At 57.4% G+C, this 18,630-nt stretch carries 16 protein-coding genes and 6 tRNA genes; 1 reads left to right on the forward strand and 21 read right to left on the reverse strand.

The genetic code is table 11. The features are described from left to right. Positions 1-47 precede the first annotated feature (47 nt). Positions 48-824 carry a SprT family zinc-dependent metalloprotease gene (locus AAA069_RS05080; RefSeq protein ID WP_349127734.1) on the forward strand — a complete coding sequence of 259 codons (777 nt, stop codon included), beginning with the start codon at positions 48-50 and terminating at the stop codon, positions 822-824. 6 nt (positions 825-830) lie between these two features. On the opposite strand, the gene folB is transcribed toward AAA069_RS05080, so the two are convergent. From folB to AAA069_RS05185, 21 genes are all read right to left on the reverse strand, one after another. Continuing rightward, on the reverse strand, positions 831-1,316 hold the full coding sequence (gene folB, locus AAA069_RS05085; RefSeq protein WP_055251396.1) for a dihydroneopterin aldolase: 486 nt from the start codon (positions 1,314-1,316) through the stop codon (positions 831-833). A gap of 43 nt (positions 1,317-1,359) precedes the next feature. Further along, positions 1,360-1,941: an HD domain-containing protein gene (locus AAA069_RS05090; RefSeq protein ID WP_349127735.1), complete on the reverse strand. Its 582-nt coding sequence runs from the start codon at positions 1,939-1,941 to the stop codon at positions 1,360-1,362. Between the two features lie 2 nt (positions 1,942-1,943). Continuing rightward, entirely contained in the window at positions 1,944-2,501 is a 558-nt protein-coding gene (folE, locus tag AAA069_RS05095) for a GTP cyclohydrolase I FolE (protein WP_349127736.1), read from the reverse strand. A gap of 66 nt (positions 2,502-2,567) precedes the next feature. Continuing rightward, entirely contained in the window at positions 2,568-3,149 is a 582-nt protein-coding gene (gene nrdG, locus AAA069_RS05100) for an anaerobic ribonucleoside-triphosphate reductase activating protein (protein WP_349127737.1), read from the reverse strand. Positions 3,150-3,574: 425 nt separating this feature from the next. After that, the gene (nrdD, locus tag AAA069_RS05105) at positions 3,575-5,797 is read right to left on the reverse strand and encodes an anaerobic ribonucleoside-triphosphate reductase (protein WP_195239173.1); all 2,223 of its coding nucleotides are present in this window, start codon (positions 5,795-5,797) and stop codon (positions 3,575-3,577) included. 674 nt (positions 5,798-6,471) lie between these two features. Beyond that, the gene (locus tag AAA069_RS05110) at positions 6,472-7,671 is read right to left on the reverse strand and encodes an MFS transporter (RefSeq protein WP_349127738.1); all 1,200 of its coding nucleotides are present in this window, start codon (positions 7,669-7,671) and stop codon (positions 6,472-6,474) included. A gap of 74 nt (positions 7,672-7,745) precedes the next feature. Next, positions 7,746-8,858: a butyrate kinase gene (gene buk / locus AAA069_RS05115; RefSeq protein ID WP_349127739.1), complete on the reverse strand. Its 1,113-nt coding sequence runs from the start codon at positions 8,856-8,858 to the stop codon at positions 7,746-7,748. A gap of 3 nt (positions 8,859-8,861) precedes the next feature. After that, positions 8,862-9,869 (reverse strand): phosphate acyltransferase, encoded by a 1,008-nt coding sequence (locus AAA069_RS05120; RefSeq protein WP_349127740.1) that lies wholly within the window; start codon positions 9,867-9,869, stop codon positions 8,862-8,864. A 5-nt stretch (positions 9,870-9,874) separates the two neighbouring features. Further along, positions 9,875-10,108 carry an acyl carrier protein gene (locus AAA069_RS05125; protein WP_055251381.1) on the reverse strand — a complete coding sequence of 78 codons (234 nt, stop codon included), beginning with the start codon at positions 10,106-10,108 and terminating at the stop codon, positions 9,875-9,877. Between the two features lie 103 nt (positions 10,109-10,211). After that, on the reverse strand, positions 10,212-10,634 hold the full coding sequence (locus AAA069_RS05130; RefSeq protein ID WP_117583871.1) for a hypothetical protein: 423 nt from the start codon (positions 10,632-10,634) through the stop codon (positions 10,212-10,214). 38 nt (positions 10,635-10,672) lie between these two features. Then, positions 10,673-11,959 (reverse strand): thiolase family protein, encoded by a 1,287-nt coding sequence (locus tag AAA069_RS05135; protein WP_233502238.1) that lies wholly within the window; start codon positions 11,957-11,959, stop codon positions 10,673-10,675. A 321-nt stretch (positions 11,960-12,280) separates the two neighbouring features. Then, positions 12,281-12,898, reverse strand: a complete 618-nt coding sequence (locus AAA069_RS05140; RefSeq protein ID WP_349127741.1) for a TetR-like C-terminal domain-containing protein — start codon at positions 12,896-12,898, stop codon at positions 12,281-12,283. A gap of 28 nt (positions 12,899-12,926) precedes the next feature. Continuing rightward, positions 12,927-13,415 (reverse strand): 4'-phosphopantetheinyl transferase superfamily protein, encoded by a 489-nt coding sequence (locus AAA069_RS05145; RefSeq protein WP_349127742.1) that lies wholly within the window; start codon positions 13,413-13,415, stop codon positions 12,927-12,929. Positions 13,416-13,712: 297 nt separating this feature from the next. Further along, positions 13,713-13,787: transfer RNA gene (locus tag AAA069_RS05150), tRNA-Val, on the reverse strand. Positions 13,788-13,790: 3 nt separating this feature from the next. Continuing rightward, positions 13,791-13,866: transfer RNA gene (locus AAA069_RS05155), tRNA-Gly, on the reverse strand. A gap of 475 nt (positions 13,867-14,341) precedes the next feature. Beyond that, positions 14,342-14,417 (reverse strand) — tRNA-Gly (locus AAA069_RS05160). Between the two features lie 42 nt (positions 14,418-14,459). Then, positions 14,460-14,533, reverse strand: a tRNA-Cys gene (locus AAA069_RS05165). Between the two features lie 35 nt (positions 14,534-14,568). Beyond that, a tRNA-Gly gene (locus tag AAA069_RS05170) sits at positions 14,569-14,644 on the reverse strand. A 105-nt stretch (positions 14,645-14,749) separates the two neighbouring features. Beyond that, a complete protein-coding gene (locus AAA069_RS05175; protein ID WP_349127743.1) occupies positions 14,750-15,496 on the reverse strand; it encodes an anti-sigma factor antagonist in 747 nt (248 codons plus the stop codon). Between the two features lie 81 nt (positions 15,497-15,577). Continuing rightward, the gene (locus tag AAA069_RS05180) at positions 15,578-17,923 is read right to left on the reverse strand and encodes a SpoIIE family protein phosphatase (protein ID WP_349127744.1); all 2,346 of its coding nucleotides are present in this window, start codon (positions 17,921-17,923) and stop codon (positions 15,578-15,580) included. A gap of 59 nt (positions 17,924-17,982) precedes the next feature. Further along, a tRNA-Leu gene (locus tag AAA069_RS05185) sits at positions 17,983-18,072 on the reverse strand. Positions 18,073-18,630: the final 558 nt, after the last annotated feature.

Below are 18,630 nucleotides of genomic sequence, written 5' to 3' on the forward strand. Positions count from 1 at the left end.
GCCGAACGGTCGACATGCCGGCCCGTCCCCAATCTGAAGGACCGCTTTTGACGCAGCAGTTTACGATTTCTGTATCCCGACCGGATGGGACGCCCATCTCCGTCGTCGTTACCAAAAAACGCGTCAAAAACTTCAACCTACGCGTCACATCAAGCGGTGAGGCCCACGCCAGCGCACCGCTCGGCGCCAGCCGCGAGCGCATCGAGGCATTTGTGAAGCGCAACAGCGCCTGGATTGTCAGCCGACTTGCCCAGCGCGAGCAACGTCAGGCGGCGGCGCGAGAGCCACTCAGTCCCTCGTCCATCATTGCACTTTGGGGCAAGCCCATCACGGTACAGGATGCGCTCGATCACAACTTTGCATCACCCGCACCGCGACCCAAGCAGGCTACCTTCGCAAGTTTTATGGGTACCGACGAAACGGACGAAGGCCCACAGGCCAAGCGGCGCGCAATCCTCGACGGCCTAACGTCCGACGAGCTCCAAGCCCACATCAGCCAGCTTTATACGACCGAGGTCACCGCAGCGCTACGCGACATCGTGCACGCGTACGAAATCGCAATGGGCGTCACCGTGGCCCGCGTTTCCGTGCGCAGCATGAAAACGCGTTGGGGCTCATGCACGCCCAAGACCGGAGCCATTCGCATCGCACGCGAGCTCGCCGCCTATCCCATCGAGTGTCTCGACATGGTTGTCGCCCACGAGCTCGTCCACTTGCTCGAGCCAAGCCACAATCAGCGGTTTCACGCCCTGCTCGACACGTACTGCCCCAACAATAGAGCTCTGTCGCAGCGGCTCAAGCAGCCACCCATAGAGACGTATTAGAACCGGTTAGCGCACGCGCTCGATCTCGACACCGCAACTTGCCAGGGGCAGGCCAACAGGAGCCCACGGCTTATCGAGCTTTATGCGCACACCAAGCAGCGAGGGATAGCGGCGCAGCAGCATCTGGGCTGTCCCCTCGGCTGCCGCCTCGATGAGTTTAAACGTATGCTCGCGCAGATAGCCATCAACATCGTGGCACACCGAGCCATAGTCAATCGAGGCGTCCAGGTTATCGTGCTCCCCCGCCGCGCGCAGGTCGGCATAGAGCACCAGAGAAACGATGAACTTCTGACCCAGCGCGTTCTCCTCGGGATACACGCCATGGTTGGCAAAAACCTCAAGGCCGTCAATGACAATACGATCGGCATGGCGCAAATCGTCATAGCTCACGTGAGGCACCGCCGTCGCAGTAGAAATTTCACCCCTACCACGACGGGCGAGCTCAGCACCCTCAGTCTTGGTTGCATTCTCGGGCAGTTTCTTGTTACTCATCGCGATCGTCTCCTTCGTTTAGAACCCCGACCGCGCAAACTAACTACACGCGAATCGACAGGTTCTTTTTATCATCGCTCCAGTTGCAAGCATTGCGCGCGGGACATGCAAAGCAGGCGCGCGACGCTTTGTCGGCTGCATAGAGCAGACGCTCAAGCGGTTGGCTGTTCACGCGCAGCTTTCGATGGCCCAGAATGGCCGTCTTAATTGCTGCGGCATCGGCCGGCTCAAACGCCACGCCATCGGGCATGCCGGCGAGTATTGCATCAGCGACGCGCTCGCTTGCAACATCATGGGATATACCCGATTCATACTGTTCATCTTTGCCGATATCGTGAAGAAGTGCCGTAGCGTAGATGACCTCGCGGTCAAATTCGAGCTCTTCCTCGAGATTCTTGATCCACATAATGCGAGCGACATCGAGCAGATGGTCAATACCGTGGCGGCAGAAGATGCGACCCGATTCCAACTGTGCAATGTTGCCCAGGTGCCGCCGGAACAGCCCGTTGGCACAAATGTAATCAATGCGAGGCATGGCACCAAAGGGGGCCAGGCCCGAAGCCATAAAGCCGCGACGCGACGTGCCCTCATCGGTCTTCGATGTAAAGTCGTTGACGACTCTCATGGTTAGCGGCCCAGCATCCTAAAGAATCGCTCCTCGAGCGCCGGATCGGTCTCAAAGACGCCGCGGCGAGCGAGCGTCACGGTCTTGGTGCCGGGCTTTTGCACGCCGCGCATAGTCATGCACATATGCTCAGCTTCCATGAACACAATCGCTCCCTGGGGAGCGAGATAATCCATGAGGGCGTCGGCAACCTGCGCACACAGCTGCTCCTGCAGCTGCAGACGACGGGCGTAGACCTCAACCGTGCGGGCGAGCTTGGAAAGCCCAGCCACCCGACCGTTAGGGATATAACCAATGGCGGCCTTGCCATAAAACGGCAGCAGATGATGTTCACACAGCGAGTAGAACGTGATGTCGCGCTCGATAACTAAATCGTTCGAAGCGACGGCAAAGGTTTTGGACAGGTGTTCCTCGGCACTCTGGTCCATACCGCCGGCGATCTCACCATACATACGGGCAACGCGCGCCGGGGTCTCCAGCAGGCCCTCACGAGTTGGGTCCTCGCCTATGCCCTCAAGCAACAGCTTAATGGCGGCCTCGACTTTTTCCTGATCGACCATCTGGGCCTCACTTTTCCGATTTTGCGTTCGCGCTATGGTACCACGCCCTCCGGCATCGACCACAAGCTACATAGTATGGGTCGAATAGACCGGATCATCACGCCAAAGTTCAACCGCATCACAAAGCGCAACGCCCTCGCGCTCAGCACGGGCGCGCGTAGCGTTCATATCAATCACGCGCTGATTGCTCGAGCCCCTAAAGCGCAGCGTGATATCGTACAGGTCCTGAACAAACGGGCCGTCCACCAACATATCAAGACAGGTAAGGATGCGGTCCGTCACCTCGGTATGATGACGACCGCCCGGCATAAGCTCCTCGAGCACATCGCCGGTAAAGCACCAAATAGTCTTTCCCGACCCCGATGGATAGGCCGCGCGAACACGCTCGACAAAATCAACGAGTCCCGCCTGGTTCTCAGGTTCCATGGGCTCGCCGCCCAAAATTGTCAGACCGTCGTTAAAGGGATGGTCGAGACTCTCGATAATTTTGTCCTCGACGGCGCGATCGAACGGCTCGCCCGCAGCAAAGTCCCACGCGACAGAGTTAAAGCAATTCTTGCACCCACGACGGCACCCACTCACAAACAGAGAAGTACGAACGCCTTCACCATCAGCAATATCGAAATACTTAATGTTCGCGTAGTTCATAAGTAACTCTCCCGGGAGGCCGGGACATATCTTCCCGTCCTCAAACATTCTCGGCCTTCGGCCTGCGAAACTGCGGGCGGGACGATATGTCCCGGCCTCATGCAAAGGGTAACTCAATGAACGAAGCGAACATCGAGCATAGGGTTCGAGGTCCAATAAATACTCAGCTGCAGCTCAACCGCCATCGCAAGTAAATCGCAGCTGCAGCTCAAATTATTTCCGCTAAGAACTTCGAGGAGTGAGCAGACCGCATGCCGCATCTCAGCTACATCAACTTGGCTGCCCGTAGCGAGGCCCCGGACCTTTGCTCGATATGAGTTCCGCACGAACAGGAGGCGCCAGTGGCGCCTCCGTCGTGAGCCAGGACTGTCCGAAATAGCGAGTAAAGGTCCGGGGCCTCGCTACGGGGCAGCCTGGGATGGTTATTAGAGATGCAGCACGCGGTCGCGGATCTCCTCGGTTCGACCCTGGTTCCAGAACTGGGTACCGATGTAGCCGCACGTACGACGAGCGACATTCATCTTCTCCTGGTCGCGGTTGCCGCAGTTGGGGCACTCCCACACCAGCTTGCCATCGTCCTCGACAATCTTGATCTCACCGTCGTAGCCGCACACCTGGCAGTAGTCGCTCTTGGTGTTGAGCTCGGCGTACATGATGTTGTCGTAGATGTACTGCATCACGCGAATGACAGCCTTGAGGTTGTCCTGCATGTTGGGAACCTCGACGTAGGAGATGGCACCGCCCGGCGAAAGCTGCTGGAACATGCCCTCAAACTTAAGCTTATCGAAGGCGTCGATCTCCTCGGACACATGGACGTGATAGCTGTTGGTAATGTAGCCCTTGTCCGTCACGCCCGGGATAATGCCAAAACGGCGCTGCAGGCACTTGGCAAACTTGTAGGTCGTCGACTCAAGCGGGGTGCCGTACAGCGAGAAGTCGATATCGCTTTCGGCCTTCCACTCGGCGCACTTGTCGTTCATGTGCTGCATGACGGCCATGGCAAACGGCGTGCCCTCCTTCTCGGTGTGGCTGTGACCCGTCATGTACTTAACGCACTCATACAGGCCGGCATAGCCCAGGCTGATCGTAGAGTATCCGCCCACGAGCAGCTTGTCGATCGTCTCGCCCTTCTTCAGACGCGCCAGGGCGCCGTATTGCCAAAGAATCGGCGCGGCGTCAGAAAGTGTACCCATCAGGCGCTCATGACGGCACAGCAGGGCACGGTGACACAGCTCAAGGCGCTCATCGAAGATCTTCCAGAACTTGTCCATATCCTGGTGCGAGCTCAGTGCGACATCAGGCAGGTTGATGGTCACAACGCCCTGGTTAAAGCGACCATAGTACTTGGGCTTGTTCGGGTCGTAGTTCAGCGCGTTGGCAACGTTGTTAAAACCGTTGCCCGAACGGTCGGGCGTCAGGAAACTGCGGCAACCCATGCAGGTGTAGCAATCGCCGTTGCCGGCGGTCTCGCCCTTAGACAGCTTGAGCTCGCGCATCTTCTTCTCGGAGATGTAATCGGGCACCATGCGCTTGGCGGTGCACTTGGCAGCCAGCTGGGTCAGGTAGAAGTACGGGGAATCCTCGTGAACGTTATCGTCCTCGAGTACATAGATAAGCTTGGGGAATGCCGGGGTAATCCACACGCCGGCCTCGTTCTTAACGCCCTCGTAGCGCTGGCGAAGCGTCTCCTCCACGATCATGGCAAGGTCGTGCTTCTCCTGAGGCGTACGGGCCTCGTTAAGATACATAAAGACCGTCACGAACGGCGCCTGGCCATTGGTGGTCATAAGGGTCACGACCTGATACTGAATCGTCTGGACGCCGCGACGGATCTCGTCACGCAGGCGATCCTCAACGACCTCGCGAACCTTTTCGGGAGATGCGGAAACGCCGAGCTCCTCGAGCTCGCGGGCGACCTCGCCACGAATCTTTTGACGGCTCACCTCAACAAAGGGGGCAAGATGGGTCAGCGAGATGGACTGGCCGCCGTACTGGGAGGAAGCAACCTGGGCGATAATCTGCGTCGCAATATTGCAGGCGGTCGAGAAGCTGTGCGGCTTCTCAATCAGCGTGCCCGAAATAACAGTGCCGTTCTGGAGCATGTCCTCCAGGTTCACCAGATCGCAGTTGTGCATATGCTGGGCAAAGTAATCCGAATCGTGGAAATGGATCAGACCCTCATTATGGGCATCCACGATCTCCTGAGGCAGCAGCACGCGCTGGGTCAGGTCCTTGGAAATCTCGCCAGCCATATAGTCGCGCTGAACGGAGTTGACGGTCGGGTTCTTGTTGGAGTTCTCCTGCTTGACCTCTTCGTTATTGCACTCGATCAGCGACAGGATCTTGTCATCGGTCGTGTTCTTCTGGCGCTTCAGGCTCTGAACATAGCGATAGATGATGTAGTGGCGGGCAACCTCGTAGCAGTCGAGACGCATGATCTCGTCCTCGACCAAATCCTGGATCTCCTCGACCGAAACGGTGTGGCCCGCGTTCTCGCATGCCTCGGCGACGTTTTGCGCCGCATAAACCACCTGGCGGTCGGTTAGACGAGAACTCTCCTCGACCTCCAAGTTAGCGGCGCGGATGGCATTGACAATCTTATCGATGTCAAAGACAACCTCGGTGCCGCTGCGCTTGATGATCTTCATCCTCTTGCCTCTTTCGCGTCGTAGCCTCATTGCGCTTCAGAGCCAAACGATGCCCGGCAGGGCTTGCCCCTGTCTTGCGGCGCCGTCGCGCAATCTGTGTTCTCGATAAACCATAAGCCTCTATGCGGACATTCCCAGGAGCCGATCAAGCGGCTCAAGGACACGTTCAAAAGGGGCAATTAAGGTCTTCGTTCTCTGTCCGCCATCTATCATACGACAAAGATGCATCTATATCCTGTATTCTTTTTTTAGGTCAAACACAACATATAGTGTTTCAGCAGGTCAAAGCAATTAGTCATTTTGCAGACGCATTATAAATGAGGGGTATTTGACAAGTCGGTAAAACGTTACCAACACGGCTACCTGCATGGCAGCTATAAAACCCCCTTAGTCAAGCCACTGACAAATCCTACTAAAACCAAGCCACTCACGCCAAAAGAATCCAAAAGATTATGCTTGACCAACATGTTGCGGTCGAATGCCGGCGGACGGAGCGACGGGACTGCAAACGCTCGGAAGACTGTAGCCCCGGCACCCCGTCCGCCGGCATTCGATAGGCGAGGAGCTATTACTTCTCTTCGCGAGCTATCAAGCCATTGATAGAAAGAGGGCCGCCGGCATATGTCGGCGGCCCCGATAAAACATGATGGGCGGCAAAGCAACTACTCGAGCGGTTACTCCGCCTCGCCGTTGGCCGCCATCTTCTCGGCTTCGGCAAGCTGGGCCGGAGTGAGCTTGCGATACTTAATGGCGCCAAAGACGACACAAGCCGCACAGACAATCATGCCGGCGATGAACTTCTGGTCAATCGTTGCACCAAACGGCGACGTCACGGCCTCAAACACAATGGGAGACAGTGCCATGCCAAAGTTGATGCCCGCCATGCCAATGGCGAGGTTAAACGCACGTCCCTCGGGAGCAGAGTTGCCGGCGGCAAAATTGCCCTCCAGCGGCACGTAGGTCTCCTTGCCCAGCGCAACGACAAAGCCCGCAACGCACAGCACCATAAAGGCGGGCGCAACCAGCGTCAGGCCCAGGCCAACGAGCGTCACGCCCCACGCGATCGGCATCGACAGGTTCTTGAACTTGGCAAACAGCGGGCCCACCAAAAGGCCAGCCGCAATGCCGGCGACCGTCATGACGGTCGAAGCGAGGCCAGCCTCAACAGTGCCGCCAAAGCCGCGACCCACGACAAGCAGCGAGACATTGGAGCTAAAGAGCTGGAACGTGAGTACGAACACAAAGCTCATGACCGTGATAATTGCGACCTCTTTGGGCATGTTGGCAAACACGTTGACCTTACGCTTGGGCTCAAGATGACCCTCGGGCAGGCAGACGGCCTCAATGACGATAAACACGATCATGATGAAGTACGCCGCATAGCTGTGGAACCACTCGGCAGAACCCAAGATGCCGGAAACCATCGTCCAGATAATGCCACCCAGTGCAACAAAGGTTGAGTAGATGCCCATGACAAACGAACGCTGCTTGCCACCGAAATAGTCGGCGATCAGAGCGTCGGTCGAGTTCTGCACGGCGCCAAGGCCAAGACCCATCACGGCAGAGGCCGCAAGAACCTGGGCAAGCGAATCGTGGAACACCAGCACCGAGGCGCCGGCGAGCATCACGATAACGTGGCCGACAAGCGTCGTCTTCTTCTTGGATACACGCGAGGCGAGCTGGGAAGACACGAGCATGGCGGACACAGCCATCATGAGCGGAATGATGCCGATGATCATCTGGACGGCAGCGATGTTCTCGTTGGGAAACGCCGCTGCAACAGAGGCCACGATGGGGACGGGCACCAACATGCCCATAATGCACATGGCGGCAGCATAAATGCCCACCAGGTACTTGATCTTGGTTTTATCCATGATCCATCCTTACACTTAGAAAAAAGGGTCGGAGCGGCCGGACGTCACCATCGGCCGCCCCAAACACAGCACTATCAGTCGTTGAAACCAGTGAACACGGGCTCTCCGCTGTACACGAGCGCTTCCTCGACACCATCGAGCACGCGGCAGGCGCCAGACGCCATCGCCTCGAGCTCAAACTCGCCGGGATAAGCCGACACGGGGGCGATCCAAGAGCAGCATTCCTCAATCGAGGCAACGAGCTCCTTGCTGTGGACCATGCCGCCTCCGAGCAAGATACCGTCGACATCGCCCTTCAGCACACATGCCATCTCGCCAATCCACTTGCAGATTTGGTAGACCATTGCATCCCAGGCGCGAGCTGCGGCCTTATCTCCCGCTGCAGCGCGTTCGCACACCTCGATGGCATCGGAGGTACCCAAAAGGTCAACGAAGCCGCCCGTCTTCATGCAATGGGCACGGGCGACATCAAGACCGTGCTCCGCGGTGTACTTTGCGACCTCGATCGCGGGAACCGATCCGCAGCGCGTCGGTGCCATGGGGCCCTCGCCGCCGACGATGTCGTTGCCGTCCACCATCTTGCCCTTAAGATGAGCCGAGATAGAGATGCCGCCGCCGATATGGCAAACGATGAAGTTGCACTCATCATAGGGGCGACCGAGCTTTGCCGCATGGCGGATGGCGGTCTCTTTGAGATTAAGGGCGTGCAGGTGCACGTTTCGATACACGCCCTTAATGCCCGTCATACGTGCGAGGTCGCACAGCTCGTCGGTATCGGGAGGATTCACCACAAAAGAGGGCTTTCCCGTCTTTAAGGCGAACTCATGGGCAATCTGGGGACCCAGCTGCGCCGGGTGCCGAACGCCATTCGCACCGATGCGGGCATGCTCGAGCATAACCTCGTTGATGGCATAGGTGCCGCCGGGCAGCGAAAGCAGACCACCGCCGCGGCCAACAAACGCATCGAAGTCATCGAGCGAAAGCCCTGCTTCGTCGAGCGCCGTTAGAATCAGATCGCAGCGATACGGCATCTGAGCCGAAACCCCGTCGAATTGGGCAAGGTCCTTCGCATCGTGCGCAACGTTCTTACTGAGCTTGCACTCATCACCCTCAAAAACGCCCACCTTCGTGGAAGTGGAACCAGGGTTGATTACCAGGACGCGCCAGGGAGTCTTTTTATCGGACATACCTTAAGCCTCCTTAAGCGCCTGGGCGCGCACGCAGCTCATCACCACGTTGCCGACAATCTCGTCGACGGGCGCAGAACGTGAGCAATCGCACACGATCTTCTTGAAGCCCTGAAGCATGGGGCCGTAAGCATTGGCGCCGGTCAGATTCTGGATGATCTTGACGCCGATATTGCCCACGTTGATATCGGGCCAGATGACCACGTTAGCTTGGCCTGCAACAGCGGATTCGCGATGAACTTTCTTGGCCGCAACCTTGGGGTTAATCGCCGAATCAAACTGGAACTCGCCGTCGATGGCAAGGTCGGGACGGCGATTGTTGGCAATCTCGCGAGCACGACGTACCTTGTCGACGAGTTCGTTATCCATCGAACCGTCAGTCGAATGCGAAAGCAGCGCGCAACGGATATCCCATCCGGTCAGCGAGCGTACCGTTTCGCTCGACGAAATCGCGATCGAGGCAAGCTCCTCGCTCGTGGGGTCAACGCACACGGCAGAATCGCCAAAAGCCAAAAGGCCACCTTCGCCGCCATTCCAGTTGGGGATGTCGGCGATACCGCACGAGCTCACGGTGTCCACCCCGTCGGCAAGGCCGACGATGGTCTGACCAGCCAGGATAATATCGCCCGTAGCGTTATCGATGCCTGCGAACATAACGTCGACATCGCCGAGCACCTGCAAAATCAGGGCGCGCTCAAGCGGACGCGTCATACGGCGCGCAGCGCCCTTGGGCTTAAACTTGCAATCCGGATGAGAAAGGTAGCGCTCGCAGCAAGCAGCGTTCGCCTCTTCGTCGGTCACATCGACAATCTCGATGCCGTCAAGGGAGATGCCGCGCTCATCGGCAAGCTCCTTGAGCTTACCGCCATCGCCGACCAGCACACATTCGGCAAGATGCTCGGCGGCGATCTTTGCGACCGCCTGCATCATGGTCTCGTTTTCGCCCTCGGGAAAAGCAACGCGCATAGGCTTGGCGGCAGCCTGCTCGCGCAGGGTCTGCATCAGGTCCATGGCAGTTACTCCATCTCTTCGGCAGTGCGCTCGATAAGCTCGCCGATGGTCTTCATGACCATGACCTCGCGAACGGGGACCTCGGCATCGAGCTCGTTCTCGATCATGGAGGTCAGAGCGATCATCTTCATCGAGCCCTTGCCCAGGGTCTCAAACGTCGTCTCGGGGGTCACATCGCCGTCATAGTTGTAGGCGGACTTGGCAAAATCGCAGATCTGCTGAGTGAGTTCTTCGTTCATGATGGTGCCTTTCAATCGAAAAAGAGGGGCGACCACGGCGGGCTGGAGACATGGGTCCCGCCGTGGCCTAAGAGAGGAATCGAATTGTTGCAAGGGTGAAAACCTAATCGTCAAGCTCGAACGTAAGCTCTTTATAGCCCGGACGGTCGATAACCTTGGCATGGACGCCAACGGTCTCGCCCGCCATGAGCTTGGCGCGAATCTCGGGGGCCTTCTTCTTGGTAATGCCGTAGATGACGTAGGTGTACTGAGAACCCTCGTCGATATCGACGGCGCCGTAGGCGTACTTGCCATACTCCTTGAGGTAAGGCTTGTCGTTCTGTGGACCAGGCAAGGTAAAATCGATCAGATGCCCGTGACCAGAAACCTGGACCCAATCGGTCTTGTGATAGCCGCAGGCATTGCAGGCAAGGTGGGGCGGAAACTCGACGGCTCCGCACTCGGGGCACTGGCGCGCCCAATAGATGCCCTCTTCAAGACCCGTGTAGAACTTCTTGACCACGGGCTCCATATCTTTGAGTTGCATGAGAATACTCCTTATGGGAAATCGAAAACCGCGGTCGCTTAGGCGACGGTACGAAGGATCTGGCAGCGCACGTTCTGAGAACCGCCAAAACCGCGCAGGAAAGCCGTTTCGGGAACCTTCTTCATCTGGGTGGCACCGGCGACGCCGCGCATTTGCTTAACGGCCTCGACGATATCGGCGATGCCCGATGCGCCATGTGCGTGGCCAAAGTTGCAGCGGCCACCGTGCGGGTTGATGGGCTTATCGCCGTCAAAAGCGGTGCGGCCATCGATCGCATACTTCCAAGCCTCGCCGCGCGGAATATAGCCGCACTCCTCAGCCGAGACGATCTCGGAAGCCAGGAAAAAGTCATTGCACATGAACAGGTCAATCTCGTCGGGGCTCACGCCGGTAAGGTCATAGACCTGCTTGGCGGCAAGCTCGGTAGCCCAGTGCTCGTTGTGGAGCAGACCGGCCTCGACAGCAGAGGCGCCCGTACCCAGAACCTCAATAGGCGCATACGGCACGCCCATGGCCTTTGCCTTCTCCGTGGGCATTACGACAACAGCGGCGGCACCGTCGCACTTCTTCTCAAAGCCGGTTACGCGCAGGTACTGCGTAACGCGCGGGTTGTACATGCTCTTGAGATACTCGTCGGCGGTATCGAACCCGGCTGCCTTCGCGTCCTCCTCGACCGTGGTCTCATACCAGGCAAGGGGATTCAGGACGGCACCGCGGCGAAGGCTCTTGGTAAGGCCGTTCAGGGCATCATCGATCTGATCGGCGGTAAGGTCGTACTGCATCGAATACTCGTTGATCCAGTTGTCGAACGACACGCCAAAGGCGCCATCGAGCGGGCGACCATAAGCGCGGTCATAGATCTTATCGAGCGAGGGAATCATAACGTCGAGCGTAAAGTCCTGACGAATATGGGAGGGCATATGCTCAACGGGAAGCGTCGAAGCCAAATCGCAGGCACCCGTAAGGACAACATCGTAGGCACCGGAGGCGACTGCCATCACGGCCTGCTCAAGGGCGACGTAGCCCGTGCAGCAAGCCTCGGAATGATGGACGGAGCCCTTGGCACGAACGCCAAACCAATCGGCAACCTGCATGTTGGGGGTAATGCAATCGCCAACGAGATACGGATTGGCGCTGCCGTGATAGAAAAAGTCGATATCGCGGGGCTCAAGACCGGCATCGGCAATTGCCTCGAGAGCCGCATAGCCAAACGCCTCGCCCTCGCCAATACCCTGGGTCTCGGGATGCTCCTCAAAATCCTTGAACGGGGTGCAGCCTACGCCTACAATCGAGACGCTGCGCATGTTCTTTCCGAGCGTAACCACTGAATATCACATCCTAATCATGTGAAGGTGTACGGAATGATGGCGCAGTCCAGCCGCGAGCGAAGGTGAGAGAGCGCTCGCGGCTTTTCTGTGCCGTCACACGTTGAACTACTGCAGTGGTTCTTTTGAACGTAGCTTTAGTTTACGAGGGGTTAAACGAGACGCGTGAGACAAAAAGCCCCGATGTGTCCCATCATATGGGACACATCGGGGCTAGGCGTTCCAAATAGCAGATAAATGGCCATACTTAAATCGATTCATAGGGCCGGATTGCTCTGAATCCGCAACCCATGCAACCGTTCATCCCTAAAAATCAGCCGTTCACCCGAGCGGCTTTTCAAAATCGGGAATACGTGGGTGCCAATGGCGCGAGGCGTCGTCGACAAAGAGCGGTGCGTAGAACATGCGATTGAGGGCAGCGGCAACGGTGCGCGCCTCAAGGTCGGGCCGGGCCTCGAGCCAATACTGAATGAGGTTATGGTGACCCGCAAGCGCAAAGGCTAGATACAGGTCGAGGTCCGTTTCATCGGAAAATGTCGAGCGAAGCCGATTGCGAAAATAGTCATGCATAAAGATCGTCGCCTTGTGAGCAAACACCGGATCGCCGTTATCGCTATTAAGCGCCAAAACTTTCGAGCGATTAGCCTGGAGAATCTCCATGCGCTTGATCATCGTGGGCGTAGGGTCCAGCTGCGCATCGCCAAAACGAGCCTCCAGCGCAACATCATTGATGTCCTGCATATTCTGGAGCAGCTCATCTTCAAAACGTTTAACCACATCATCGACAGAGCGATAACAGCGATAGAACGTCGATTTGGATGTATGGGCAAGGCGAAGTACCTCGGCCACCTTAATCGACTGCACCGGAGTTGTCGCCATAAGTTCAAAGACGGCATCCTCGATCCGTGAAGCGATATCGTTTTGAGCGTTCAGCGGCATAGCGGCCTCCCCTATTAGCGATTGGCTCCTATGCTACCCGAAAGGTATGCTCCTTGAGGACGATACGAGGCATAGAGCGCGCCGCACAAGAGATGACGCAGCGACCGTATGTCACCGACGAAGTATTCCATCCACCGGGCATGCCATCTTTGCGAGGATCAATCGAAAACCCGACGCCTTCAGCCTTGAGGATGGCCTCGATACGCGTCCACGTCTGACTCAGGCGAAGATTGCGTTCTTGCAAATTGGGGGCAGCGTTAATCCACACGCGCTCGTCGTCGTTTGCCATACGCCCAACCGCAACGGGGGCAATCTCATCGATCGCCTCGATATCCACGCCAATAGGTCCTCCGACCGACCGAGCAACATCGGAAACAGCGAGGACGGCCACGCTTCCGCCATGTGAAATGGAAATAGAGGGGGCCTCCCCATCCGCAAGCTCGATCTTGCCGAAAGCAGAACACGCAAGCTGGGTGTCGTCGAAGACACCCAGGGCGTCGCGAAGAAGCAGACCCACGCCTGCAGCTTCTCTCCGAGACGCAATTGGGAGATCCCCATTGGAGGCACGTAAGGCATAGCGTCCCGCGATTGATGCCATATCAACGGTCTCGCCGGGATCGATCGCTGAAACGTCAACGAGATGCACGGTTATGTTCAAAATGGTCAACCCCCACTCGATTGAGATGACAAGGCTAAACAGACGCTCAGAACCGCTCTTTCATGAATCGAGATACCTTTTGCCGGCGATTTGGCGACCCATTTGGTGACCGAAACAAAAACAGCCCAGAGGCCAAGCCTCTGGGCTGCGAACATTTGGTGGGCGTTAGAAGATTTGAACTTCTGACCTCTTCCGTGTCAGGGAAGCGCTCTCCCCCTGAGCTAAACGCCCAAATGGAGCGGACAACGGGGCTCGAACCCGCGACCCCAACCTTGGCAAGGTTGTGCTCTACCAACTGAGCCATGTCCGCCTGCGAGGATTTAATATACGGGATGATCCACCCGAATGCAAGAACTATTTTCCAATAATTTGAAAAAAGTTCGAGCCACCTGGGACGGATTGACCAATTAGTGAAAAGAACGGAAGACCCACTCCCCCTACCACGACAGCGAGCGGGCTCCGGGTGCCCCAGGTTGCCGCGAAAGAGGAGGGAAGCGTACTTTATGTACGCGACCGACGATTGAGGGGCAAGATGGGGTGCCCGGGGCTCGAGCAGCGTCAACAAAAAACGCGGTTCGTTAGAACCGCGTAAGGTAGTTGGAGCGGACAACGGGGCGTCCGCGTATCCGCTTCGCGGATACGCGCCGGCTTCGGCCGCCTGTCGGCGTCCTCGCCAGCTCGCTACAAACGCTCCGCGTTTGTCTAACGCTCGCTCCCTCTCGGGCTCGAGCCCAGGCGATGGGTACGAAAAAGCCCGGCTACCGTAGTAGCCGGACTGTTGCGCTTGGAGCGGACAACGGGGCTCGAACCCGCGACCCCAACCTTGGCAAGGTTGTGCTCTACCAACTGAGCCATGTCCGCATATGTAAAACAAAACGGGCGCCGGAGCGCCCGGATGTTGCCTGGAGGCGAAGCCCGGATTCGAACCGGGGGTAAAGGCTTTGCAGGCCTCTGCCTTACCACTTGGCCACTTCGCCGAAAAAGGACCGCTTGAGACGGTCCGGAAATGCAATGGAGCGGACAACGGGGCTCGAACCCGCGACCCCAACCTTGGCAAGGTTGTGCTCTACCAACTGAGCCATGTCCGCTTGCGGGTTATTAATTTACGCGAGTTGCCCAAAAGACGCAAGTACTTTTTTCAAAAAAATTGTTCAATGCAAGTTCGCGCAGGTGGATAACGTCAAGCCAAAGCGCTAAGCGCACGATTCCAATGCCGAGCTAAACAACTTCACCATCCGAACGCGCGTGCCGGCGCCATCCGCACGACGGGCAACTTCCACATTATCGACGAGCATGCGCATAAGCTTGATACCTCGCCCGCGCTCCTCAGAAGCCACCGGCTCGCTCGCCCCATCGATAGAATAGCCAGCGCCCCGATCAAGCACCTCGAGCACAACGCGGTCCCCATAGGCCTGAACCGTCAGGATGCAGCCAACACCGCCCGCATGGTCATATGCGTTACCCAATGCCTCCCCCAACGCCAATGCAACGTCATAGCGCTCATCACGCCTCAGGGGAAGCGATTCGAGGAGCTCGGCCACACGGTGCCGATAATACGGGAGATTCTCGATGCCTCGCCTTACTTCGACGCTCTTGCTCCATCGCGGCAACTCCCCCACCGGAATGGCGGGAATCGACTCCCGCGCCGGGCCCGCGACATGAAGGATGTCGACAAGTCGGGCAATTTCCAAAAAGCGAACGACCTCATCGGAAGCGTTAACGAGCGAAAGCAGCCCCTCATGTCTCATGAGCTCTCTGGCACGTGTAAGCAAAAACGCCAAACCCGTCGAGTCGATAAAACCCACGGTCTGGCAATTGATGACAACACGACGCACGCCCCGGTCGATCAAATTATCCAACCGTCGGCGCAGTGCGGGCACCGAGGCGATGTCGATATCGCCCGGTGGCGTCAAAACCGCTATGTCATTCCACTCATTCATACGACCATGGTTCCCCAAAAGAGCTCGCTCGATGCACACGTATCTGCAACCGCGCAGATTTCGCCCGTCAGGCGTCGTGACCTACGATCGACCCCGTAAAAACTCAAGGGAAACCAGCGCGATGTCATCGTTCAGCGCCGACTCGGTAAAGCGGTCAAGCTCGCCCAAGACCTTGCCGCAGATTCCCGATACGCCCTCACCCGAGACAGAGAGCAGAAGGTCACGAAGGCGCTGCTCGCCAAAGAAAGCACCCGAGCGATCACGTGCTTCGATTGTTCCGTCGGTATACATAAATAGCATGTCACCAGGAGCGAACGTAAACACGCCCGTCTCGTACACCATGCTCTCAAAGGCACCGATCACGCCCGATTGGCACCCAAGGAGCTCCACTTCTCCGCCTCGGGCTTCACCGCCACCAAGCGGCGTCGACGACGGCCTAATGACCATAGTGGGAGGATGCCCCGCAGAGCAATAGGTTGCGCGACCCGCTTTAAGATCGATCTTGGCGATAAACGCCGTCACAAACGTCTCGACCCTCGAAAAACCCATGAGCATGCTATTGAGCGAGCGTGCCATACGGGCAGGCCCCGCACCCTCCCAGGCATAGGCCGTCAGCGCTGTCTTGACGAGCGCCGACATCGACGCCGCCTCGATTCCCTTGCCGGATACATCGCCCAAAATCATAACGGCGCAATCGTCGGGAAGTCGGACAAGCGTATAGAAGTCACCGCCGACCAACGCAGAATTCGTTGCCGATAGATATACCGAATCGGTTGCAATGCCCGGAACGTCACCAAGCGAATTTCTCATGCCAATCTGAAGCGTCTGAGCGATATGACGCTCTTCGCGCTTTTGAGACTCGCCTTCATAGATCAGCTCAAAGTCATGCGCCAGATGCACCAGGTAGTCGTATTCAAGGTCGTCAATTGGTTCTTGGCTGCCATCGCGGAGCAGCAATGCGCGCGTCGTCGGTCCCTTGGCAACGTCGGCGGGAACGATTGCATCGTTGTTCCGCCGACCGCCGCCCTCCGAACGAACGCGTCCCGCCTCGAAGCCGGAATCGACATAGAGGCCCTGGCACGGCAGGCCATGAGCCCTCAACCATCCGCCCATAGGCATGGATTCGTCGACGCGGGTCAAGCGCACATGCTTAAGATCATCAGCACTCGCACCGCCCAGCACCGACGGCTCAAAACCATCGGAAGCGACCCCCAAACGCGCAGCCGGTGCGGTGGTGGAAAAGAAGAGCGACTCCGGATCGCCCGGCAACGCCACACGACTGCCGCCCTCAAAATCGATGACATAGGCGTCAAGACTCGCGTCATATTCCACGGGGCAGAAATGACAATTGAGCACCGCGCAGATTTCCGTCGACACCGCTCGCGAAGCGGCAACAGGATCATCGAGATAGGTAAACAGTTCGTCGCGCAGCAAATTGAGTGAGCGACCGAGCTCCGCCGTGCGGCGCGAACGTAAGCTCGACGCCATGCCGACCAGCTGAATAGACAGGTAATCGCAAATGACCTCGAGCACGTTAACGTCATAGGCAAGTGGCGCCTGGGGGCGTTTCCAGCCAACTTCCAACACGCCAAGGACCTGCGTGCCGTAAAACACGGGAAGACAGATCTCGCTGCGATACGGGGGCATATCCTGCACGCGCAGCAAGTGCTTGGAACGATTGTCCAAATCCATGAACATACCCGAAGCAACCCGGTCGCCCTCAAGGTCCTGCTGAATCGACAGGCGACAGGCACGCGACTCGCGAAGCACGTAGGTCGGAATGCCCGCGCCGTACGGCAAAAATTCGGGCAGATAGCTGTCCTCAAGCTCCTTAGAAACACCGCGGAGCTTAAAGCCGCCGCTCTCGGAAAAATAGATAGCCGCACCGGAGGCATCGAGCGTTCCAACGAGCTGATTCAAAACGGTATCGAGCAAGCTGGGGAGCTCATCGGAGCCCACGGTACTCATAATGACCGAAAGGGTACCCGAAAGGCGTTTATTCGCCACCCTAAGCTCCGATAGCGCACGTTTGAGCTGACGATCGTGGGAATACTGCTCTTCGATGCTGTGAAGCGCCACCAGGACACGCGGTGCACGACGTCCAAAGATACGCGGAGGCGTAACGGAACCTGCGCGAACCAAGACGGGAATAAAAGACCCGTCGCTCAGCTTGAGCATCAGCTCGCTCTCGGAGCCATCGGTCTCAAACGGCAGACGATGTTCGGTCGCGCGCTCAAAGGCAGACGAGTACAGAACGTCTTTGACATCACCGCTGACGACGTCAGCGCGTTCCTCGCACATCAGGTCGAGCAAACGGTTATTCACATGCAGAATGGTTCCGTCGAGCTCACAGATGATGACAGCATCGCTCGTGATCTCGACCAGTTGGGCAACGTCTGCCCACTCGTTGCGCTCAAGCGTTTCCATCGTGGACCTCACCGTCTATCGGTAACAAAAAAGCCTCCGAAGAGGCTTCTCAAATGCGATGGTGTCGGAGGCGGGACTTGAACCCGCATGACCAAAAAGCGGTCACTAGCACCTCAAGCTAGCGCGTCTGCCAATTCCGCCACTCCGACATGCTATGTTGTTGATTCACGGTTCGTTTTGTTGGACCCGCGCGTTCAACGAGGAAGATAATAACCTATGTTTCGAGAACTGCGCAAGCACTTTTTTGAAAAAAGTTTACGAATTTGAAAATGCGCAGGTAGATCTATATGTCCGGCCCCGAATCGGTGTTGCCTCCCGGCGCGTCCTCGGGCATGAGCGATATTTTGCTGCGCACTTCGTGCTGCAAAATATCGCTCCCCCTGCGGAATGCGCCGGGAGGCATCACCGATTCCGGCCCTACGTCCACGTACTCCAGGCACCGTTCTCAAACATGTTCTGAGGGCTGATATTAATTTGGTGGCTCGGCCTTGCCGAGCCCTTATATGAAGAGGCCGGAGCCAAGGCTCCGGCCTCACACAATTCCCTATCAGATTAAGCGAGCGATCAGGGAATCGCACTCCCCCTGCCGAGTTAACGTAGGGCCCGCCCTGGTGTTACTTTTCAGAACACTCCGCACTGATATCTTCTGTATTGAAGACGTCGATGATGCACCCGTATACCATTGACGTCGACACCATCAGATGCGG

It is taken from the genome of Collinsella sp. CLA-SR-H006, from assembly GCF_040097075.1.
Lineage (GTDB): Bacteria > Actinomycetota > Coriobacteriia > Coriobacteriales > Coriobacteriaceae > Collinsella.

Excerpts from the sequence above, each read along its gene's own strand:
- AAA069_RS05130 (WP_117583871.1), bottom strand. The coding sequence starts at position 10,634 with ATGCAACTCAAAGATATGGAGCCCGTGGTCAAGAAGTTCTACACGGGT.
- AAA069_RS05175 (WP_349127743.1), bottom strand. The coding sequence starts at position 15,496 with ATGAATGAGTGGAATGACATAGCGGTTTTGACGCCACCGGGCGATATC.
- AAA069_RS05140 (WP_349127741.1), bottom strand. The coding sequence starts at position 12,898 with ATGCCGCTGAACGCTCAAAACGATATCGCTTCACGGATCGAGGATGCC.
- buk (WP_349127739.1), bottom strand. The coding sequence starts at position 8,858 with ATGTCCGATAAAAAGACTCCCTGGCGCGTCCTGGTAATCAACCCTGGT.
- AAA069_RS05110 (WP_349127738.1), bottom strand. The coding sequence starts at position 7,671 with ATGGATAAAACCAAGATCAAGTACCTGGTGGGCATTTATGCTGCCGCC.
- nrdD (WP_195239173.1), bottom strand. The coding sequence starts at position 5,797 with ATGAAGATCATCAAGCGCAGCGGCACCGAGGTTGTCTTTGACATCGAT.
- AAA069_RS05090 (WP_349127735.1), bottom strand. The coding sequence starts at position 1,941 with ATGAGAGTCGTCAACGACTTTACATCGAAGACCGATGAGGGCACGTCG.
- folE (WP_349127736.1), bottom strand. The coding sequence starts at position 2,501 with ATGGTCGATCAGGAAAAAGTCGAGGCCGCCATTAAGCTGTTGCTTGAG.
- AAA069_RS05180 (WP_349127744.1), bottom strand. The coding sequence starts at position 17,923 with ATGGAAACGCTTGAGCGCAACGAGTGGGCAGACGTTGCCCAACTGGTC.
- AAA069_RS05125 (WP_055251381.1), bottom strand. The coding sequence starts at position 10,108 with ATGAACGAAGAACTCACTCAGCAGATCTGCGATTTTGCCAAGTCCGCC.
- nrdG (WP_349127737.1), bottom strand. The coding sequence starts at position 3,149 with ATGAACTACGCGAACATTAAGTATTTCGATATTGCTGATGGTGAAGGC.
- AAA069_RS05120 (WP_349127740.1), bottom strand. The coding sequence starts at position 9,869 with ATGGACCTGATGCAGACCCTGCGCGAGCAGGCTGCCGCCAAGCCTATG.
- folB (WP_055251396.1), bottom strand. The coding sequence starts at position 1,316 with ATGAGTAACAAGAAACTGCCCGAGAATGCAACCAAGACTGAGGGTGCT.